This is a genomic window from Brevibacillus sp. NPDC058079, assembly GCF_042885155.1.
In the GTDB taxonomy this organism is placed as follows: domain Bacteria; phylum Bacillota; class Bacilli; order Brevibacillales; family Brevibacillaceae; genus Brevibacillus.
This window is the reverse complement of record NZ_JBHVSO010000005.1, coordinates 184,026-203,029: the sequence shown is the minus strand read 5'-3', so window position 1 is coordinate 203,029 and position 19,004 is coordinate 184,026. Positions and strand designations below refer to the sequence as shown.

Here is a 19,004-nt window from a genome sequence, read left to right as displayed (position 1 = left end):
AGTGCTTCTTCATGCTGTCGCATTTGATTGGGTGGCCTTCGTAGCAGTTTCTTGTTCTTGCCCAACTTTTTTTGTAATCCGATGAAATAACACGAGACAAATCAGTCCCATCCCTACAAAAATTCCGGTGATCGCAATAGTGGGAACCCACGCACTGACAAGAATAAACACACCTGCACTGCTGACCCCCACGATGCTAAACAAAGAATGAACAGCCATATACGTGCTCCGCGCATGATCCGGCACCATATTGGCGAGTAACGCTTGTTTTACCGGAATGTGCATCACTTCCCCCAATGTCGCGAAGAACATGGCAATGAGCAAGACAGCGGGAGAGTTGCTGAAGCTAATCCATGCATACCCGCAAAAGTACAGGACCAAGCCTGACAGGAGCACGGCCCTATCTCTGAAGCTCTTCACCACGTAGGAGACCAAAACGGTCAAGCAAACAACCAGCAACGTGTTTTCTGTTTTTAATAAGCCTAACAAGTTCATCCCATCCACCTGAATGGCAAGAAACGAAAATAACTGCTCAGGCTCCGGGATTTCTTGCACTAAACGAAGGCCTATAACATTGGTCAATTGCTCCTCTACCGCTATAATGAGCAAATTCGCTATGGTAAACAGCAGAAAAATCCAATGCTTGAGCACTTCTTTATAAGCTCCCATGACATCTGCCATAAAACTCGAATCTTTTTGTCTTTGTTTGCCAGACGCCGAGCGTGCACGTTTTTCTGGCACATACGTTTCCTTGATAAACAGGATCGTAATGGCGAGCGAAATCGCAATGCTTACAGCCACACCGAGAAATAGGGAAAAGTAATGCTCGTCGAACAAAAAAGCACCCACCAATCCTCCAATCGCTACCGCCAGATTATTCAACCAATAGGAAGCAGTAAAAATCGCTCGCCTATTCTCGGGCTGACTCACATCAATGATGAGTGCTTGGTAAGCAGGACTCGACGCCCCCAAACTGAAGTTATTGAATAGAAACAAAATAAATGTCACATAGGGAAACTGCAGCCAGGGCGAGTTGACGAAGGCCACACCAAGAAAACTGAGGAAGATGACCAATTCACATGCAACGATGACTTTTTTTCGCCCGATCCTGTCCGCCATATATCCCCCTGCAAATGAGCCTGCGACACTTGCTGCCATCACGCCTAAAAACATAAAACCCGTTACAACCGTCCCCAATTGCTTGGAGAAAAAAATAATCAAGTACGGGGTCACACTCATGCTCGCCATCGTCGTCAAAAACTGTAACATCAGTCTGATCTGGATGTTGCTGTCGAACTTCCAAAAACTCATCGTGACCACTCCTCCACTTTATAACGATTGATTAATCAATCATTTGTATTCTAAAAAAAAGACCGATGGAGAATGCTAGCGATTCTTCGGTCCAAAAAGCTGCATGGCAAACGGAACGAATTTTTCCCACATGTTGCTTTGTGGCTCATCGGTCAAATTCACACGCAGACCAATTAACAGGCTCATGTACGCTGTTGCCACGTATTTGGGATCTTGGACATGCAAGAGCCCTTTCTCTTGTCCATTGATCAAAAGCTCGGCAATTCTCGTACGAAAGGTGTTGTGAAACGCATCTAGCTCAGCAAAAGAATCGGCAAAACGATTGTAGTAGCCGACTACTTGTACGACCAGACGCAAGTACGAATCGAACGCGGCGAAGATCTTGATGTGATTGGCCACCATTCTCTCTAATTCCAGTAATGGCTCAGATGCTTGGGGATCAAAGTTAAGCAGTTTGACCGAATGCTCTTGTAATGGCTCCGTGACAGCTGCATGAAAGAGCAGATCCTTGTTTTCAAAGTACGTGAAAACACTGCCAAAGCTCACTCCTGATGCTTTCGCGACTTTTGCAATGGTGGTATCATCATAGCCGTGCTCGGCAAACAAGAGAACTGCCTGCTGGAGGATCGTTTCCCGCTTTTGCTTCATTTTTAGCACTTGTTCTTCTGAAAGTGGCATACTATACAGGCTCCTTGCTTATGAATGATTAACCGATCAATCGTTACTTGCATTATAGTACTGACTTCCAGCATTTGCAAAGATTTTTGTCTCTCCTGATTTCCGCAAAAATAAAAACGGCTGGCACTTGTGTCCAGCCGTTGGCTATTCCTACTTCGCTAATTCATAGATCGCTTGCGCGTAAATCGCTGTCGCTTTGATCAGATCATCCACGATAATGTACTCATCTCGCTGGTGGGCACTATCAGGACGCCCTGGGAAAAGCGGTCCGAATGCTACCCCAACATCCAACGAACGGCCGTAGGTAGCGCCGCCAATTGCAATAATGCCAGCTTCCTCGCCTGTTTGTTCCGTATAAACACGTTGCAGTGTTGTCACTAAAGGATGATTTGGGTCGACGCGGTGCGGTGTCAGATGCTCAGCCACTTCGAGCATAAATGCCCCTTCACTGAAACGTTCAGCAAGAACGGCCGACCATTTTTCGAAGGCAACAGAATGTGGGTAACGGATGTTCAGACGGAAAAGCGCATCCTGCTTTTCGTCATACTCGATCACACCTGTGTTCAGTGTGAGCGCACCCATTTCTTCATCATCATGCGCGATGCCGAGTGCTTCACCGTAATGCTGCTTGTGCAAATAACGATCAGCCAAGCTTACAAATACAGTTCCGCGTTCATCCAAGGACATGGTTCGCAAAAAGTGAATGAGCTCGGTACCCGCGTTGACACCTTTGCTCGGGTCCATTCCGTGAACCGAAACGCCCTCCATGTGCAGCACTACGAGACCGTCCTGCTCCTCCACTTTGCCTTTCAAGCCAGTCGCTTCCAGGTGTTGGCGATAACTTTGTGCAATCGCCTCACTATTCAAGCCGATTGGCGCAAGCTTTGCTACAGCCTTATCTGGAACCATGTTCATGCGCAAGCCAGCCTGTAAAGAAACGAGCTTTGCCGCCACATTTTCCGCAGCAGGTATTCCGAGGCTTTGGAAGGATGCAAGCGTCTGACGCAACGACAGATCGGTCAAGCCTTTTTCCGCATAAATCAGCGGGAAGTCTGCATCTGGTGTAAAGCCCATCGTCGGCATTTCTTCCGTTTCAAAATACGTGTTCACACACTGCCAGCTCGATTCTTCATCCGTACCGAAAATAAAGCGCACGCGCTTCGACAGCGGCAATCCCAGCTCCATCACGATCTTCGCTGCGAAAATAGCCGCCATCGTCGGTCCCTTGTCGTCAATTGCACCACGGGCCACCATGCGTCCATCCACGATCTCGGCTGCATACGGTGGCGTACTCCAGCCATCGCCTTCTGGTACGACATCGACATGGCTCAGAATGCCGATCAATTCCTCACCTTGTCCGAATTCAGCGTGCCCTGCATACCCGCGGACGTCTTTGATTGTCATGCCTGCTTTTTCACACACGCCTAACGCAAAGTCAAGCGCTTGCCGAATCCCTTCTCCAAAAGGGGCGCCTTCCCGTGCTGTTTCGGGGTCCAAAACGCTTTTAATCTGCAAAAATTGTTGTGTCGTCGCAATCAGTTCGTCCTTGCGTTTATTTGTTTCTTCCAGCCAATTAACGCTTGTCATTCTCTTCTCCAGTCCTCTCATTCATACTTCCCTCGTCCATTGCCGCATCGACGTCGAGATCCAGCTCCACTAACGATAATAATGACTCCATCGGCACTTCTTTTTTCGTAAATTCTGCTTGGGCGTCTTTAATTTCGTCTCGGATGTTGTTCATTTCGCTATCCAGCTTGTAGGACGCCTTGGCAGCCTCGAACAATCTTTGACGTATATCGGATGGGATAATACCCTCGTATTTATAATTCAGCGAGTGCTCAATCGTCGCCCAAAAATTCATTCCCAATGTGCGAATCTGAATTTCTACCGGAATGGTCACTTGCCCACCCGCCATCATGATCGGATACTCCACGGCAAGGTGATAGCCGCGATATCCGCTTTCTTTTGGGGTAGAGACATAATCCTTCTCCAAATACACACGCATGTCTCCGCGGTTGCGGATCATCTCAACGACTGCAGGTATATCATCAATAAACTGGCAAATGACGCGGATGCCCGCGATATCGCGAATTTCCCAGCAGATATTCTCATCAATCGGAAACTGCAAGCGGTTTGCCTTGTTGTAAATACTCGGGATCGATTTGACCCGGCCCACCGCAAACTCAATCGGTGAATGCTCCTTGCGTTTGCGCAGCTCGTTACGGATATTTTTAATTTTGACTTTGATTTCTTCTACAGCTTGTTCGAACGGTAGCAGATATAGTTCCCAATCTAGTTTGTGCACGCTTACGTCCCTCCGGCTTGAAACTCTCCATCGTCCTTATCATTCAACATTTTGTGTGAGATATCCTTCCAAAATACAAAAAGAGACGGGAGAAAAGGCAGTTGTCACCGGCTTTTGCTCCGTCCCTTTTTTCTTAATTTTCGCGCGAAACAAAGGCTGCAAGTGAGCTTCTCAGCTCTTCTGCTAGAATGGCCAGCTGAGTCGCAGCATCTGCAATGAGCTCCATCGCTGCACTCTGCTCCTCTACCGCAGCCGAGATGCTTTGGACACCGGCAGCCGCTTGCATCGATGCGGAGGATACTTCCCCAGCGACAACGGCTACTTGTTGGGAATCTGGCGCCATACGCTTGAAGGCCTCACTGACACCGTTAATTTCTTGCGACACCCCGAGGATGTTTTCCTCGATGTGCTGGAACATCTCTTGCGATTGGTGTGCTGTCTTCATGCCGCGGGCGGTCGTTTGGGCACCCTCGGCCATCCTGGCGACTGCTTCCCTCGTATCCTTTTGTACGTCTCCAATCATGCCTACGATCTGCTGGGCAGCACTGTTGGTATCTTCCGCCAGCTTACGCACTTCCCCTGCGACGACTGCAAATCCCTTGCCATGCTCTCCTGCTCTTGCTGCTTCAATCGCAGCATTCAAGGCTAGCAGATTGGTCTGTCGGGCAATTTCTGTAATGACAGAGATAATTCTCGAAATGTCCTTCGAGCGCCCTTCCAATACATGTATGACATCCGTTGCCGTTTCTACCGAACGATTGATTTCGTCCATGCTGTCCATCACATCTGCGATCGCGCGTCTGCCAGCGTGTGCATGCTGCTTCATTTCTTCCGCAGAGACAGTCACCCGTTCTACATTTTCCGTTACAACCGCCACATCTTTCGTCAAATCAACAGCCAGATTCAAGGTTTGTCCCATTTTTTCTACCTGGCTGTCAGCAGATGCAGCCACTTGATCGACGACGAGGACAATTTGCTGGCTGGAAGCGGCAATCTCACTGGTGTTTCCCTGAATATTTCGCACCGCACCGGATACGGAAGCGGCTGCTTGCTGAATCTGAAACAAAATCTTGCGCAGTTGCTTCTGCATCGTGACGAGAGATCCAGCCAGCTCCCCTAGTTCATCTTTTCGTTTTAATAGCTTGTCAGGAATCTCTCGCGAAAAATCCCCATGCCCAATCCGATCTGCCACGGCAAGCATGCCGCGAAACGAGCGGCGAAGCCAATTTGCTGTAAATAACGAGATGATGACGATTAGCAAGAGGACGGCACCATTAAAAGCAATCATGGCATCCCGAATGCGCGTTGGGCCCTCCAGTATTTCGGTCATATTCATCTCTGCCAAAATCGCCCACGTCTTCTTTCCCACTTTGACCTGATCATAGGACACGAGCACTTGCTGTCCCAAGTAGTCCATGCTTTCAACCGTTCCTTCAGATTGTTGGGTGAGTAAGACCTGATCAACGATGGGCGTATCTACTTTTTGCTGTAACAACGTATTGGGCCCACTTCCAAGTTGCGAGCGCATCAGCTTGTCTGGACCACCCACCAAGTAAATCTTCCCGGTTTCCCCCAGCCCTTCTCGTTGGTTGAATATTCTAGAAATATAATTCATGGATACTTCGACTGCTATTTGCCCGATGATGTAGCCTCGTTCGTAGATCGGTGCTGCAATGTATACTCCTGGCGCCACTCCAGATGGTTCGTAAATGCCTAGATCTGACATTTCTGCGCTTTGGGTTTTCCTGACTTGCTGCACAGTCTGGCCAAGTACAGAGTCAGCGTGTGGACCTGTCAGGAGATTCGTACCAAAATCGACCTGCGGCTTTGTCTCGTACACGATGTCCCCTTGTGCATTTAACAGTAAGGCATTTACGAAGCCGTAGCGAGCGACCTCCATCTTCAATTCGTTCGTATACCGCGCTTGCACTTCTTCATAAGCAGGCGATTCTCGTCCTTGCCGCCACACGTCCTCAAACGAAGAAAGGGCAGACATTACTGTTCCCGATGCAGCCAACGTATCCACGTTCCTAGCTCGCTCGCGAAAGTAATTTTCCACCTGTTCCTTGTTGCTGTGACGCAGCGCTTCCAGTGTCGCGGCACTTCCGTTCAACAATTCCTGCTTGGATTCCTGATAAGCAAACACTCCCGCTGCCGTCAACGGTACACTTCCTGCCAGTAGTAGAACGAGCAATATACGAGCGCCCAGCTTCATGGAAAAGCCCCCCATTTTTGCCAATCTCTTTTTCTGGTATACTTGTAGAATATTGTTTATATTTCTACTATTTATATGAATATAGTACCAGAAAAGGAAAAAGGAAGGCTAGACCAAATGTATCAGGCTGTTTCGAAAATCATAGCAATTTCGTCGCACATCGGCAGTTTGGAGCAGTTAATACAATCCTTCCAAGCTTTTTGCGGCAGTGTTTCCTTGGCAACCACCCAAAACCCGCACTTTTCAAAAAACACTTGTTGATAAGTAAGCGCCAGTACACGCTTAATTCCCAAAAGACGGCATTGCTCAACCAAATGAAGAACCAGATGTTTCCCTACGCCCATCCCCTTCGCTTTTTCCGAGATAGCCAAAGAGCGGATCTCAGCCAGATCCTCCCACAAAATATGTAGGCCTGCGACACCTACGACCGAATCTCCATCATGAGCGACAATAAAGGATTGCAAGTTTTCTAAGAAAGACAGCTTCGTACGTGGCAGCATCAAGCCTTGCTGTGCATATTCATTAACAATCTCCAACATGGCATCCACGTCTTTCATCGTAGCCTGACGTACTGCCAGAGCCTTTGCAACACCCATTTTACTCTCCTCCACCCCATGCATTTCGAGCCTGGCATGATTTAATATTTATTCATTATAGTATATAAATATACATTCGAGCTTCGCAGAAGTCTATCCTTTTTTCACCTAAATTATGCGTAATTGCATGAACTATTCTTTTGTTAGGTAACCGTTGTGTTATAATCAAGCGTACGAGTTTATAAGGAGGTGCTACATACTTGACGACGAGACGGGAACGGAAAAAGCGCGAAACTCGCGAAAAAATCTTCAATGCTGCCATCAAGCTCTTCAAAACTCACGGCTTTGAAGCAACCACAATCGACATGATTTCCGAAGAAGCGGATGTTGCACGCGGTACGATCTTTCTGCATTTCACTTCAAAGGAAGCCATTCTCGCTAACTGGGGATATGAGCGTCTGCATGAAATCGAGGAGCGCCGGGAAGAGTGGGATTATGGTGACGAATGCAAGTCGAAGGTTCTGCGGATCTACAAGATCATGAATGAAGTCACCATCACCAATTTCGATTTCATCAAAGTCGTCGTAGAATCCTCGATGAAACATCGGAAAGTGCTTGAGAATGAAAAGAACATGTACTTTGAATTACGTCAACTATTCGCTGACCTGATTGAAGAAGCGCAAGAAAAGAATCAATTGAAAAGCAAATTCAACCCTCTTGTCGCTGCGAACATGTTGGAAAACATTTACTATAACGCTCTTTATGATTGGGTACGCAGCGAAGGCGCCTGGGCACTCGAAGAAATCATGGAAGAGAAGGTCTCTATCGTATTCGAAGGGCTGGTCGTGGAATAATCCGACTGACCAGCCCTTCGAATGTGACTACTTATGATTTATTCGAAATACGCCCATTTGTACTGCGCGTATCCCAAACCTGAAATGACTACGCCTTTCAACTTGGGGTTCTGCGCATACACCGTAGACTTAAAGTAAAACGGAATGACTGGCATTTCGTCCACCAAGATTTTCTCAGCCTCTTGCAAGATCGCTTTTCGTTTGGCAGCATCCTTCTCCTTGGCAGAAGCCGCCAATAGATCGGCATATTGACGATTCTCCCAACGAGTATGGTTGTTGCCTTCCTTCGTTCGGAATATTTCCAGGAAGTTGATCGGATCGTTGAAATCCCCCGTCCACCCCATCCGTGCTACTTGGTACTTCCCGTTTTTCACGTTTTCATAGTAGACATTCCATTCCTGATTCTCCAGCTTGACGTGCACACCCAAGTTTTTTTGCCACATATCCTGTACAGCTTGCGCGATTTTGGTCTGTGCTTCCTCCGTATTATAGGACAGTGTAATCGACGGGAGTTGGTCGACGCTGGCGTACCCTTCTTCCTTCATGCCTTCCGCCAACAACTGCTTGGCTTTTTCTATGTCGCTGTCTGTAAACAAGCCTTGCTCGTTCTCAGCAAACATCGTAGGCGGCACCACGGCTGTCGCAACCAATTCCCCTCCCTGCGTGATGTTCTCCACGATGTCTTTCCGGTTGATCGCGTATGAAAAGGCTTGGCGAATTTTTTTGTTGTGGAAAGGCTTCTGCTCTGTGTTGAATTCATACCAATACGTACCGGCTTTTGGCGTGATCACCAGCAATCCTTTTTCCTTCAAGGTCGGCATCGCGTCGAGCGGAAGATTGCCAGTCGGAGCACCTGCCCAATCGAGATCGCCGCCCTCCAGCATAGACAGCTCTGTATTCGCGTCATTGATCATATTCATTTCGATTTTGGTCAGCTTGACAGTGTCGGCGTCCCAATAATGCTCGTTTTTCGCAAGCGTCAGCTTGGTTTTATGCTCCCACGTAGCGAGTTTGAACGGTCCATTCGAGGTGTAGGCTGGTCCTGCTTCCTTCGCCCAGTCCGGATTGTCTTTCACCACTTTGGTATTCAGCGGAAAGTAGCTGTAAAAAGCCGTCAGCTCCAGAAAAAACGGCGTCGGGTTTTCTAGTTGGACGACCAGTGTCTTGTCATCTGTTGCCTTGACCCCGATTTCTTCGGGCTTCGCTTTGCCAGCAAAGGCCGCCTCTGCATTTTTTACATAAAACAACTGATAGGCATACTGGGAACCGTTTTTGGAATCGAGCGCCCATTTCCAGGCGTTTTCAAAATCGTGCGCGGTTACAGGATCGCCGTTCGACCACTTCGCATTGTCGCGAATCGTGAAGGTGTACGTCAACAAATCATCTGATGCCTTGATTTCCTGAGCCATGGCGGGCTGTGGAACGCCCTTGTCGTCAATGCGTGTCAGCCCCTCAAACGTCTGAAAAATAACATTGGATGACCAAACATCCGAAATGAGTCCGGGATGAAGAGAAAGCGGTTCTGTAAAGTTATTCAATCTGAGTACTTGTTCGGGTTGCTCAGATGCATTAGCTGGTGTAGCTTCTGTCGTTGGTTGTGTGGCAGGCTTTGCGGCTTCCTGTGGTTGTCCGCATGCAGCAAGCGCTAAAGCCAAGCCTGCTGCGAAAATAGCTTTTCCTGTTTTTTTCCACCATCGGTTTGCGGAACGTCGCATGATTTATTCCCCTTCGTTCGGGAGCCTTCGCTGTTCTTCTCGCTGCTGCCATTCTTTTAGCTCGCTTTTGATTTGATAGAGCTCTGCACGTGTTTCGAGCTTGAACGCTTTTAATTCGCTTCTGATTACTGCCAACTCATGAAAGAGTCGCTCCCACACCTCTTGGTCTTTGTCCATGTTCGCCTCCTTTTTCGGTCGTATACACAGCAGGCAGTTGAATCGTCACCTGCGTTCCGTGCCCGTGTTCACTTTGAAAGTAAATCGTCCCTTGCATCGCCTCGATGATCCGGCAGGTTACCATCAATCCGAGACCTGTCCCTTTTTCCTTTGTAGAATAAAAAGGCAGCCCAATCTGTTCAATCTGCTCTGGCGTCATCCCCTCTCCCTCATCCTTGATCGAAATCACATGATAGTTCCCGGCTGCTTGTACGGTGACGTGCAGTACGCCACCTAGTCCCATCGATTCGATACCGTTTTTCATCAGATTCATCAACGCTTGCTTGAGTTTAACGGCGTTGCAATCAACGAATAGGCCCGGCTCGGTCTCACAGGCGATTTCCACTCGGTTCATGACGCTGTAAGAGGACATGATGGCGGTCACTTCTTTCACGGTATGCGCAATCTCCAGTCGCTCTAGCGTCTCAGAATGAGGCTTGGCCAGATTTAAATAGTCGGAAATGATAAATTCAGCCCGATCGAGTTCATTTAAGACCAATCGGATATATTCAATGTTTTTCGGATTCGTCTCCTCACGCAACAATTGGACAAAGCCTCGTACCACCGTGAGTGGATTACGCACTTCATGGGCGACACTTGCTGCCAGCTCGCTGATCAGGTTCAGCTTTTCCGAACGTTCGACTTGCTTGCGGATAATATGAGATTCTCGAATAAACTCGATGAAATAAACAGCCGCACCTTGTACGATCAAACTGAGGTAGCCGATTTCCACTAGCGGCTCCAAATAATTGTTAATGATGGACAACGGGAACCCTCTCCAGATCAAAACAACCATCCCTCCACCGAAGATGGATAGCTGCTTCAAGCATCCGATCAAGAGGACGACCCCTAGTTTTTTTCGTAAAGAGTAGTCATACCAACGATTGACCAACAAAAACGGTATGATCGCATAGACCATGGTTCCAAGAATCGTTATGAGAACACCATCGCCACCCAGAACGATCCTTACGACAAACATCACCAAAATCGTCAAAATGCCCGGGATATACCCAGCGTATAAAATGGTAATAATGATTGGTATCGAGCGTAAATCGTACTCCATACCATTACTGAGTTGTACTGGAAAGCTCATGGCAAAAATGACACTGATCGAGCTACAAACGATAACCATTGATGACTTGACGCTCATCTTGTTCGAGGTTGATCGCCCCAGCCAAACGTTTCTATACAGCAAAACAGGGACGATAACGAACAGTAATTGCAGCAAAATGTCTTTGATGATTAACATATATCGGTTCCCCTGGCTCTTAGAATATTTCGATTTTTCTTACAGAATACCATCACTAGGTGTCTTTCTGGAAGGCACATTTTCAACATCTGGCAGAAAGGATGTTTTTGTTGCGGTGACCAGCACATTTCCCTATGATGAAGAAGAGCTTGTTTGAAGACCTTGGAGGTAATGACATACACATGCGAAATGGTATAAAACGTGAAGATATCGAGCTGTTGGCTCCTGCTGGTAACTGGGACTGTTTGAAGGCAGCCGTGGCCAACGGAGCCAATGCCATCTTTTTTGGAGTAGAAAAGTTCAACGCGCGTGCTCGTGCTGAGAACTTTCAAATGGCGGAACTGCCTGAGATTATGGCTTATTTGCACATGTACGGGGTAAAGGGCTTCCTTACCTTTAATATTCTCGTATTTGAAAATGAACTAGAGGATGCACGCGAGCTGATTGACGCCTGTATTCACGCTGGAGTAGACGCTGTGATCGTACAAGACCTCGGTCTTGTAAAGATGATCCGTGAGATTTCTCCAGACTTCCCGATTCACGGCTCTACACAAATGACGATTACTTCGCCAGAAGCGGTGGAGTTCACGAAGCCGTTTGATATGGAACGCGTCGTACTCGGTCGTGAAAATTCATTAAAAGAGATCAAAAAAATCGGAGAAAAAGCAAAGCTGCCGATGGAAGTATTCGTCCACGGTGCCTTGTGCGTTTCTTATTCCGGACAATGTCTGACCTCGGAAATGTGGGGTGGACGCTCGGCAAACCGCGGGGAGTGTGCCCAAGCCTGTCGTTTGCCGTATGACCTGATGGTAGACGGTGTGCAAAAGGAAATGGGGAATATCGCTTACGTGCTATCCCCGAAGGACTTGGCTGCTATCGATTTGGTTCCTGAGCTGATCGAGGCTGGCGTGACTTCCTTTAAAATTGAAGGCCGCCTGAAAACACCTGAGTATGTTGCAAACGTCGTGAGCAAATACAATGCCGCCATCGAGCGTTATTTTGCCGGACAAGATACGGGACCATCCGAGGTAGAAGTACGTGAGCTGCAACAAAGCTTCTCTCGCGGGTTTACACACGGATTTTTGACCGGGACAAACAACAAGCAGCTCGTAGATGGATCGTTCCCGAAAAGCCGCGGTGTGTTTTTGGGAACTGTGAAAAAACTGCTTCCTACAGGCGTTTTGGTAGAAATCACTGCTCCTGTCAAACGCGGAGACGGAATCGTGTTCGACGCGGGTGACCCCACACAAAAAGAAGAAGGCGGTCGCATCTACGATATTTTGATCCGCAGTAAAAAAGTAGAAGGCGAAGTTTCCAAAGGCCTGTACGAAATCGTCATGGGACGCAATGACGTGAATCTGAAGCGTCTTCACGTCGGTGACCGCGTATGGAAGACGAGCGATCCTGAGCTGGATCGTCGCCTGCGCAAAACGTTCGAGACGGAAAAGCCTTATCGCACCTTCCCGCTGTCCGTTCACGTAAGCGGCAAGCTGGGTGAAAAGCTCAGCGTCACTTGGGTGGATAAACAGGCGAATCACGCTGTCAGTGTTCCTTCTGAGGTACTGCTGGAGACTGCTTTGAAGCGTCCTCTGACGGCTGAGTTGCTGCACGATCAACTAAGCCGTCTGGGCGGAACCATTTTCCACCTGGAAGCTCACGATCTGACTGTCGATCTCGAAGGGGATCTCATCGTACCTGTCAGTGAATTGAACCGCATGCGTCGTGACGCAGTAGAACAGCTCGTGTTCCTGCGTTCCAAGCCGCCGATTTACCACCATCACGATATCAATGTATACGCGGACGTACCAACGAGAAAACCAGTGGAAAAGCCGCTCCTGACAGCACTGTGCCGCTCGCTTGAGCAATTGGAAGCAGCTGCGCAAACAGATGTGGACTTCCTCTACGCTGACTTTGAATTTGTCAAACAGTATCCAGAGGGTGTTAAGCTGGCCCATAAGTACGGGAAAAAGATCGGGATTGCTACGATGCGCATTCATATGCCGGATGAAAACGGTGTCCTTGCCCTGATCGCGAAAAGCAAGCCAGACGCTATTCTGGTGCGCAATACGGGAGCACTCTATTACTACTTGTCCCGACGTGATGAAATCGACATTCCGCTGATTGGCGATTTCTCCTTGAATGTCGCGAACCACAAGGCAGTTGAGCTGTTCCTTGCATCAGGTCTTGAGCTCGTCACGCCATCGTACGATCTGAACATCCAGCAGATGGTCGATCTGCTCAGCCGCTCGAATGCTGCGAACATGGAGCTGGTTATCCACCAGCACATGCCGATGTTCCACACCGAGCACTGCGTATACTGCACATTTATGAGTGAAGGTACTGATCATACAAACTGCGGAACTCCATGTGAGACCTCCCGCATTTCCTTGAAAGACCGCGTCGGTTTCTCTCACCCTATACGTGTCGATACCGGTTGCCGCAATACCGTTTATAACGCGATTGACCAGTCCGGTGCTGAGTACTTGAGTGAGTTCCGCTCTCTAAATGTCGGCAGCTACCGCATCGAGTTTTTGGAAGAAGAGCCAGAGCGCGTGAAAGAGGTAATCAGTCTGTATCGCAAGGCATTGCGCGGAGAAGTTAGCGGTACACACGTATGGCGTACCCTGAAGGCTACCAACCAATTGGGCGTCACACGTGGGCAACTGACGAAATAAATACCAGCTTTGTCGAGAGGAGAGAGAAAGTATGGCTGACCTGAATCAACCTACTGTAGAAAACCTTGCCATTATCATTGAGGGCATCAAAGCAAAGCTGAACATGGCGAATACAGCGGTGATGCGCCCGGAGGATTTCGATCTCGTTCATTACGAGGATTTGCTGTACCTGTACAACATGGTGCAGAAAAAAGCAGCGTTTGGCATCAATGAAATGACCGCCATCGTTGAAGAGCTGGGTGCAATGAGAAAACAATCCTAGTTTTTGCCCTGATCAAGTAAAAAAGCGTCGCTCCAGTACGTGGAGGGACGCTTTTTTATGTGGTTTTATTTTTGTAAGGAAATTGTAAACGTATTGAACTTGATGTTCTTTCCATGGTTTTGTATCGTCTCGATTGCCGATTGGATCAGGGTTTCTTTCCCTTTACCATCGATTTCGACACCGCCACCGTTCGTAGGCAATGACATATATGGCGTGATCGTTAATTCTTTTACATCCGCTGTCACCGGGTCAAAACGTCTTGTACCCGTGAGATACTCTTTGCCGTCGGACTTTTTACCTTGGCTGCCGCCTGAATACGCTCCCAGCTCGTTCCCTTTTTCATCAACCACCTTGAATTCCAAATAGCTCGATAAATACCCAATTTCCTCGGTTACTGCCTGGAAGCTCACAACCAACCCTGCTGGACCCATTGTGACATCCGAAACGGTCAGGTCAATGCCTCCAGCTTGTTGCTGGTGATTAATCGGAATGCGTTTCGTATCTGTACGTTCACTGATTGGTAGGGAGAAGCTCCACTTCTTACCGTCCTCCCCCTGAAAGCTCAACCCTAGCTTGAACTCTTGAGGCAAGCCATTAATTGCGTCGATATCGACAATTCCGGTCGCAAGCGTCGGAGTGATTTGTGTTTGCTTGCTGCTTCCTGCGTATCCAAACGCTTCCCCGTTCACTGTCAAATCTGGTGAGGAGCCTAAATAATGCTCTCCGACTGCTTCCTTCGTTTCTAATGTGTACCCAATCGTAAAGCGTGTCCCATCATAGTAGACTTCATTGACGGTAATCGCATTGCCACCCACGTCCTGCGACTCGCCGATGACAGTCGTTAAGCCTTTTTCACTCGCTTGCTTCAATCCGCTGTCACCGTAAGTAGCGAATATCGATCCGATCAAAGGCACCTTGGAGACGAGGTTCGCCATAGCGGGTGAGACAGTCGCTGAACTAAACAAGATACCTACAGCAACGACTGCAGCCCCTGTGCTATACACCAGCTTCCTTTTGTTTAGGCGTTTTCTTTGTGGCGATGCTTCTCGAACCGTTTTGGTGATAATGTCGTCCAGCTTCTCTGTAGGGACCGGAATGCGATCTACTTGCTCTTTATAGGCATGAATTTTTTCTCTCATGGAAATACTCCCCTTTCAGCTTCTTCCTTAATAGAGTTAGACCTCTGTGTATGTTCGTTTTCACGGTGCCTTCCGGGCAATCTAGCAAGGCAGCGATTTGCTTTACAGAATAGTCTTTATAAAATCGCAGCAAGAGAACCGTTACATACTTTTCTTCGAGCTCTTCCATTGCTTCCAAAAGGTCTATTCGTTCTTCCAGCCTTACACCTTCTGTATCTCGCATATTTTCGATCATGTCTTTACTCAGCGAAATCACCTTTCGCTTTTTAGCCAAATAGGCAATCGCCGTGTTAATCAAAATTCGCGTCAGCCATGTCGTAAAATATTGATCGTCCTTTACGGTTGAAATGGAGATCAAAGCCTTATAGACCGTTTCTTGAAAAACCTCCAGCGCATCCTCTTCGTTGCGCGTGTAGACGAAAGCCATCTTGTACAGATATGCTTTTTCCTGGTGCATGAGCATTTGGAATGCCTCTGAATCACCGGTCTTGGCGCGTGCAACGAGACCAAGCTTTTTGTTCAATCTTCTCCCCTCCTTTTCTCCCCAGTTAGAGAAATCAGGACTGTAAAACGTTTCACATTTTTTACCGAAATGAAAAAAGCCTGCTCTCATAGTCTACCGGAGACTACGGAAACAGACTCTATTCGTTACACTTTTTTCAACACGATGACTGCATTATGACCGCCAAAGCCAAAGGAATTGGACATGCCGATGTCGAGCGCGGCTTTACGTGCTGTATTTGGCACATAGTCCAGATCGCAGTCCGGGTCTTGCTCCTCCTGATTGATCGTCGGGGGAATGATTCCTTCTTGTAGGCTCTTAATCAGGGCGATCGCCTCCGCCCCCCCAGCTGCACCAAACATATGACCCGTCATCGATTTGTTGGCGGTGATCGGTACACGGTACGCATGCTCGCCAAACAGCTTTTTGATTGCCAGTGTCTCGGAACAGTCTCCGATTTCTGTGCTGGTCGCGTGCGCACTGATAACATCCACGTCTGTCGTTTGCACCCCTGCTTCCTGGAGAGCCCATTTCATCGCACGGTAGGGACCGATTCCTTCTGGATGTGTCGCTACCATATGATAGGCGTCAGAGCTTGCCCCGTAGCCGATCACCTCGGCATACATACGGGCGTTTCTTTTCTTGGCGTGTGATTCTGATTCCAAAATCACAATCCCGGCACCCTCTGCCATCACAAATCCATCCCGCTGGGCATCAAAAGGCCGACTCGCTCCTGCTGGATCATCATTTCTCGTTGACAATGCCGTCGCGTTGCTGAAGCTAGCGAGAGAAATGTCCGTGACTGCTGCCTCAGAACCACCAGCGATGACGATATCCGCTCCGCCCGACCGAATGAGCCGGAAAGCCTCACCGATGGACGTATTCCCAATCGAGCAAGCCGTAACAGGGGACATTGTCGGACCGTATAGACCGTACTTGATGCTGATCATCGCTGCTGCCATATTAGAGATGAGCATAGGAACCAGCGTCGGGCTAATCCGCTCAGGACCTCGCTCACGTAGGACATCATGCTGCTCAAGCAGTGTCGCTACCCCACCAATGCCAGAGCCTACATATACCCCGATTCGCTCGCGGTCCAACTCGTCCAACCGAAGCTCTGCATCCTCTAGTGCTTCTTCTACAGCAGCAAGGGCAAACTGGCAAAAGCGATCCATTCGCCGCGCTTCTTTGCGCCCAAAACGCTCCACCGGATCAAAATCTCGCACCAAACCTGCGATTTTCGTTTTATTGCGTGCTGTATCAAAAGTATCAATAGGCGAGATACCAGACTTCCCTTGCACGAGACTGTTCCAAAACTGATTCACTGTGTTCCCTATCGGGGAGATCACTCCCATACCTGTGACAACGACTTTTTCCATGAATAGCCTCCAATTCGAGTGCCTTATGGAAATCATCTTGTCACATGCGTTATCCTATTACAAGTTGTTGTTTATCCTAGTATAATGAGTACTAGTCTAACAAACTTAACCAGTTGAGGAAATGGAGAGTGTACCATGAATCAGCAAACGCGTTTGCAGGCACTGTCTACTTTTTTAAAAGCGCAGCGCGCCAAAATCCTGCCACAATCGGTCGGGCTGGCTCCTGGGACGCGCAGAAGAACCCCCGGACTACGAAGAGAAGAAGTTGCTCAGCTCGCGGGGGTTAGCTCCACCTGGTATACATGGCTGGAACAGGGCCGCGACATCAAGGTCTCTCCTTCTGTTCTAGATGCGGTAGCGAGAGCCTTGCAGCTTACCGTCGATGAGCGCAAATATTTGTATGCGCTGGCACTAGAGACAGGCACGGGAATCGGGCAAAACGTGCAAAAAGATGAACCGCCGAAGATCAATCCTGCCCTGAAACGAATCTTAAAAGAGTTGCGCTCGTGTCCAACCATCATTTCAGATCGGCGCAGTCATATTGTGGGCTGGAACGAGGCAGCCGCACATGTCTTTCTCGATTTCGAACAAATCCCTTATGAAGAGCGCAATTTGATCCGCCTGGTGTTTACGCGAAAGGAATTACGACGGCTGGCCGTCAACTGGGAGCATTTCGTCAGCGGCTTTCTTGCGATTTTTCGCGCCAATTACGGTCAGTATGTAGAGGATGAGTGGTACGAGCAGTTTTTAAGTGAGATGCGGCAGGTTCATCCCGACTTTCACGACCTTTGGGAGCAGAGCCGTGTCAGCTCAGCCCCGGAGGTTTTACTGGAATTCCGTCATGCAAAGGCAGGGAAAATGCTCTTTCATCTGACTTCGCTGCAAGTCTCCGGGAGCGCAGATTTGCGGTGTAGCATTTACACGCCTGACCCAAATTCTGCCACGGAAACGAAGCTACGGCAGCTGATTGATCGTCCGGTTTCTTCTGCACAACCGTGACCGAAGGTTTTTCTGGTTTGGGTCAACATGGTGGATTGACTGTCCGTCTCCACTTCCAATAGGGGACCGTCGAGCCAAAGCCACCCTACGGGCGGTAGTTTCTCAGGGAAGGGGTACCACCACATGCCTATCAACCTAAAAAATCAAAATCCCCCCATAACGAAAATTCTATCCATTGTTGACTACTGATATTGTGCCATTATGTTAACTTGAAATGAATACATTTCATTAACCATGATAAAATTGTAGTAAAAGGATATCGGAGGGGTTTTATGAAACTAGTAGGAGAACAAATATATCTTCGACTTTACAAGATTTCTGACGCCAGCGAGTTAGCTAAATTACATACTAGAAATCGCGATTTTTTTCAACGAGTTTGCCCATTACTCCCAGAAGCCTTTTATACAGAAGAACATCAAAAAATACGCATTGAACAGGTATTAAAAAAGACAGATGAAGGGCAAGTATATGCTTTTGGAATCTTTTTAAAAGCAACTGATAAACTTATCGGAGACATTTCATTAACTCAAATTGCTAGGGGAAACTTCCAAAGCTGTTATACGGGATTTACTTTAGATAAGGAGTATAATTCAAAGGGCTATACAACAGAAGCTCTTCAACTTGTTGTAGACTTTGCTTTTAGAGAATTAAAACTACATAGAATTGAAGCAGGAGCTATGCCTGACAATTTAGCATCTATTCGTGTATTAGAAAAAGTAGGGTTTAAAAAAGAAGGTATAGCGAAAGAAAATATAAAGATTAATGGCAAATGGACAGATCATCAAATATTAGCTATCATCAACAGCTTAGATGTATAAAGGTAACAGAAATAATTATTAAACGGCTATATGAGGCACCGCTACAACGCTAATGTCTCCTCATGTTCTAGAACACCTAACCACAGAAAAAGGATTCGTTCAGCGACAGAGTAACTATCAAGCACAGGAGTTAGTTGCTTTATCTGTATGG

At 47.9% G+C, this 19,004-nt stretch carries 17 protein-coding genes; 5 read left to right on the top strand and 12 right to left on the bottom strand.

Annotation, left to right across the window (positions count from 1 at the left end):
• Positions 1-9 precede the first annotated feature (9 nt).
• The 6 genes from ACFVS2_RS16840 to ACFVS2_RS16815 form a co-directional block, all read right to left on the bottom strand.
• Entirely contained in the window at positions 10-1,311 is a 1,302-nt protein-coding gene (locus ACFVS2_RS16840) for an MFS transporter (RefSeq protein WP_390235795.1), read from the bottom strand.
• A gap of 75 nt (positions 1,312-1,386) precedes the next feature.
• On the bottom strand, positions 1,387-1,989 hold the full coding sequence (locus ACFVS2_RS16835; protein WP_390235792.1) for a TetR/AcrR family transcriptional regulator: 603 nt from the start codon (positions 1,987-1,989) through the stop codon (positions 1,387-1,389).
• 150 nt (positions 1,990-2,139) lie between these two features.
• Entirely contained in the window at positions 2,140-3,576 is a 1,437-nt protein-coding gene (gene pepV, locus ACFVS2_RS16830) for a dipeptidase PepV (protein ID WP_390235789.1), read from the bottom strand.
• Positions 3,563-4,294: a GTP pyrophosphokinase gene (locus ACFVS2_RS16825; protein WP_017250656.1), complete on the bottom strand. Its 732-nt coding sequence runs from the start codon at positions 4,292-4,294 to the stop codon at positions 3,563-3,565. The genes pepV and ACFVS2_RS16825 overlap by 14 nt, the downstream gene beginning before the upstream one ends.
• Before the next feature lie 133 nt (positions 4,295-4,427).
• Positions 4,428-6,509 carry a methyl-accepting chemotaxis protein gene (locus tag ACFVS2_RS16820; RefSeq protein WP_390235786.1) on the bottom strand — a complete coding sequence of 694 codons (2,082 nt, stop codon included), beginning with the start codon at positions 6,507-6,509 and terminating at the stop codon, positions 4,428-4,430.
• Positions 6,510-6,631: 122 nt separating this feature from the next.
• Positions 6,632-7,105, bottom strand: a complete 474-nt coding sequence (locus ACFVS2_RS16815) for an N-acetyltransferase (RefSeq protein ID WP_007722846.1) — start codon at positions 7,103-7,105, stop codon at positions 6,632-6,634.
• 200 nt (positions 7,106-7,305) lie between these two features.
• On the opposite strand from ACFVS2_RS16815, the gene ACFVS2_RS16810 reads away from it, so the two are divergent.
• Positions 7,306-7,899, top strand: a complete 594-nt coding sequence (locus tag ACFVS2_RS16810) for a TetR/AcrR family transcriptional regulator (protein ID WP_173618652.1) — start codon at positions 7,306-7,308, stop codon at positions 7,897-7,899.
• 38 nt (positions 7,900-7,937) lie between these two features.
• Here the strand turns inward: ACFVS2_RS16810 and ACFVS2_RS16805 are convergent, their stop codons facing one another.
• From ACFVS2_RS16805 to ACFVS2_RS16795, 3 genes are read right to left on the bottom strand one after another with little or no spacing between them, the layout of a single operon-like run.
• Positions 7,938-9,614, bottom strand: a complete 1,677-nt coding sequence (locus tag ACFVS2_RS16805; protein WP_390235784.1) for a peptide ABC transporter substrate-binding protein — start codon at positions 9,612-9,614, stop codon at positions 7,938-7,940.
• A 3-nt stretch (positions 9,615-9,617) separates the two neighbouring features.
• Positions 9,618-9,791 carry a hypothetical protein gene (locus ACFVS2_RS16800; RefSeq protein WP_007722836.1) on the bottom strand — a complete coding sequence of 58 codons (174 nt, stop codon included), beginning with the start codon at positions 9,789-9,791 and terminating at the stop codon, positions 9,618-9,620.
• Positions 9,751-11,079 (bottom strand): ATP-binding protein, encoded by a 1,329-nt coding sequence (locus ACFVS2_RS16795; protein ID WP_390235781.1) that lies wholly within the window; start codon positions 11,077-11,079, stop codon positions 9,751-9,753. Before ACFVS2_RS16795 ends, ACFVS2_RS16800 begins: the two co-directional genes overlap by 41 nt.
• Before the next feature lie 182 nt (positions 11,080-11,261).
• On the opposite strand from ACFVS2_RS16795, the gene ACFVS2_RS16790 reads away from it, so the two are divergent.
• Both ACFVS2_RS16790 and ACFVS2_RS16785 read left to right on the top strand, forming a co-directional pair.
• The gene (locus tag ACFVS2_RS16790) at positions 11,262-13,754 is read left to right on the top strand and encodes a U32 family peptidase (RefSeq protein WP_390235778.1); all 2,493 of its coding nucleotides are present in this window, start codon (positions 11,262-11,264) and stop codon (positions 13,752-13,754) included.
• A gap of 31 nt (positions 13,755-13,785) precedes the next feature.
• Positions 13,786-14,016 carry a DUF1128 domain-containing protein gene (locus ACFVS2_RS16785; RefSeq protein WP_015892616.1) on the top strand — a complete coding sequence of 77 codons (231 nt, stop codon included), beginning with the start codon at positions 13,786-13,788 and terminating at the stop codon, positions 14,014-14,016.
• A gap of 65 nt (positions 14,017-14,081) precedes the next feature.
• On the opposite strand, the gene ACFVS2_RS16780 is transcribed toward ACFVS2_RS16785, so the two are convergent.
• From ACFVS2_RS16780 to fabF, 3 genes are all read right to left on the bottom strand, one after another.
• The gene (locus ACFVS2_RS16780) at positions 14,082-15,155 is read right to left on the bottom strand and encodes a DUF4179 domain-containing protein (protein WP_390235775.1); all 1,074 of its coding nucleotides are present in this window, start codon (positions 15,153-15,155) and stop codon (positions 14,082-14,084) included.
• Positions 15,130-15,678, bottom strand: coding sequence for a sigma-70 family RNA polymerase sigma factor (locus tag ACFVS2_RS16775; protein WP_390235773.1), 549 nt, complete (start codon positions 15,676-15,678; stop codon positions 15,130-15,132). Before ACFVS2_RS16775 ends, ACFVS2_RS16780 begins: the two co-directional genes overlap by 26 nt.
• A gap of 125 nt (positions 15,679-15,803) precedes the next feature.
• Complete coding sequence (gene fabF / locus ACFVS2_RS16770; RefSeq protein ID WP_390235771.1) at positions 15,804-17,036, bottom strand: beta-ketoacyl-ACP synthase II; 1,233 nt, start codon at positions 17,034-17,036, stop codon at positions 15,804-15,806.
• A 135-nt stretch (positions 17,037-17,171) separates the two neighbouring features.
• Here fabF and ACFVS2_RS16765 point away from each other — a divergent pair, with 135 nt between their 5' ends.
• Both ACFVS2_RS16765 and ACFVS2_RS16760 read left to right on the top strand, forming a co-directional pair.
• On the top strand, positions 17,172-18,035 hold the full coding sequence (locus tag ACFVS2_RS16765) for a helix-turn-helix transcriptional regulator (RefSeq protein WP_390235769.1): 864 nt from the start codon (positions 17,172-17,174) through the stop codon (positions 18,033-18,035).
• Between the two features lie 272 nt (positions 18,036-18,307).
• Complete coding sequence (locus tag ACFVS2_RS16760; RefSeq protein ID WP_173618660.1) at positions 18,308-18,853, top strand: GNAT family N-acetyltransferase; 546 nt, start codon at positions 18,308-18,310, stop codon at positions 18,851-18,853.
• Positions 18,854-19,004: the final 151 nt, after the last annotated feature.

Bases quoted from the DNA above. Each gene is read 5' to 3' on its own strand.
- ACFVS2_RS16795 (WP_390235781.1), bottom strand. From the start codon at position 11,079: ATGTTAATCATCAAAGACATTTTGCTGCAATTACTGTTCGTTATCGTC.
- ACFVS2_RS16840 (WP_390235795.1), bottom strand. From the start codon at position 1,311: ATGAGTTTTTGGAAGTTCGACAGCAACATCCAGATCAGACTGATGTTA.
- ACFVS2_RS16780 (WP_390235775.1), bottom strand. From the start codon at position 15,155: ATGAGAGAAAAAATTCATGCCTATAAAGAGCAAGTAGATCGCATTCCG.
- ACFVS2_RS16820 (WP_390235786.1), bottom strand. From the start codon at position 6,509: ATGAAGCTGGGCGCTCGTATATTGCTCGTTCTACTACTGGCAGGAAGT.
- ACFVS2_RS16760 (WP_173618660.1), top strand. From the start codon at position 18,308: ATGAAACTAGTAGGAGAACAAATATATCTTCGACTTTACAAGATTTCT.
- ACFVS2_RS16790 (WP_390235778.1), top strand. From the start codon at position 11,262: ATGCGAAATGGTATAAAACGTGAAGATATCGAGCTGTTGGCTCCTGCT.
- ACFVS2_RS16835 (WP_390235792.1), bottom strand. From the start codon at position 1,989: ATGCCACTTTCAGAAGAACAAGTGCTAAAAATGAAGCAAAAGCGGGAA.
- ACFVS2_RS16765 (WP_390235769.1), top strand. From the start codon at position 17,172: ATGAATCAGCAAACGCGTTTGCAGGCACTGTCTACTTTTTTAAAAGCG.
- pepV (WP_390235789.1), bottom strand. From the start codon at position 3,576: ATGACAAGCGTTAATTGGCTGGAAGAAACAAATAAACGCAAGGACGAA.
- ACFVS2_RS16800 (WP_007722836.1), bottom strand. From the start codon at position 9,791: ATGGACAAAGACCAAGAGGTGTGGGAGCGACTCTTTCATGAGTTGGCA.
- ACFVS2_RS16805 (WP_390235784.1), bottom strand. From the start codon at position 9,614: ATGCGACGTTCCGCAAACCGATGGTGGAAAAAAACAGGAAAAGCTATT.
- fabF (WP_390235771.1), bottom strand. From the start codon at position 17,036: ATGGAAAAAGTCGTTGTCACAGGTATGGGAGTGATCTCCCCGATAGGG.
- ACFVS2_RS16785 (WP_015892616.1), top strand. From the start codon at position 13,786: ATGGCTGACCTGAATCAACCTACTGTAGAAAACCTTGCCATTATCATT.
- ACFVS2_RS16815 (WP_007722846.1), bottom strand. From the start codon at position 7,105: ATGGGTGTTGCAAAGGCTCTGGCAGTACGTCAGGCTACGATGAAAGAC.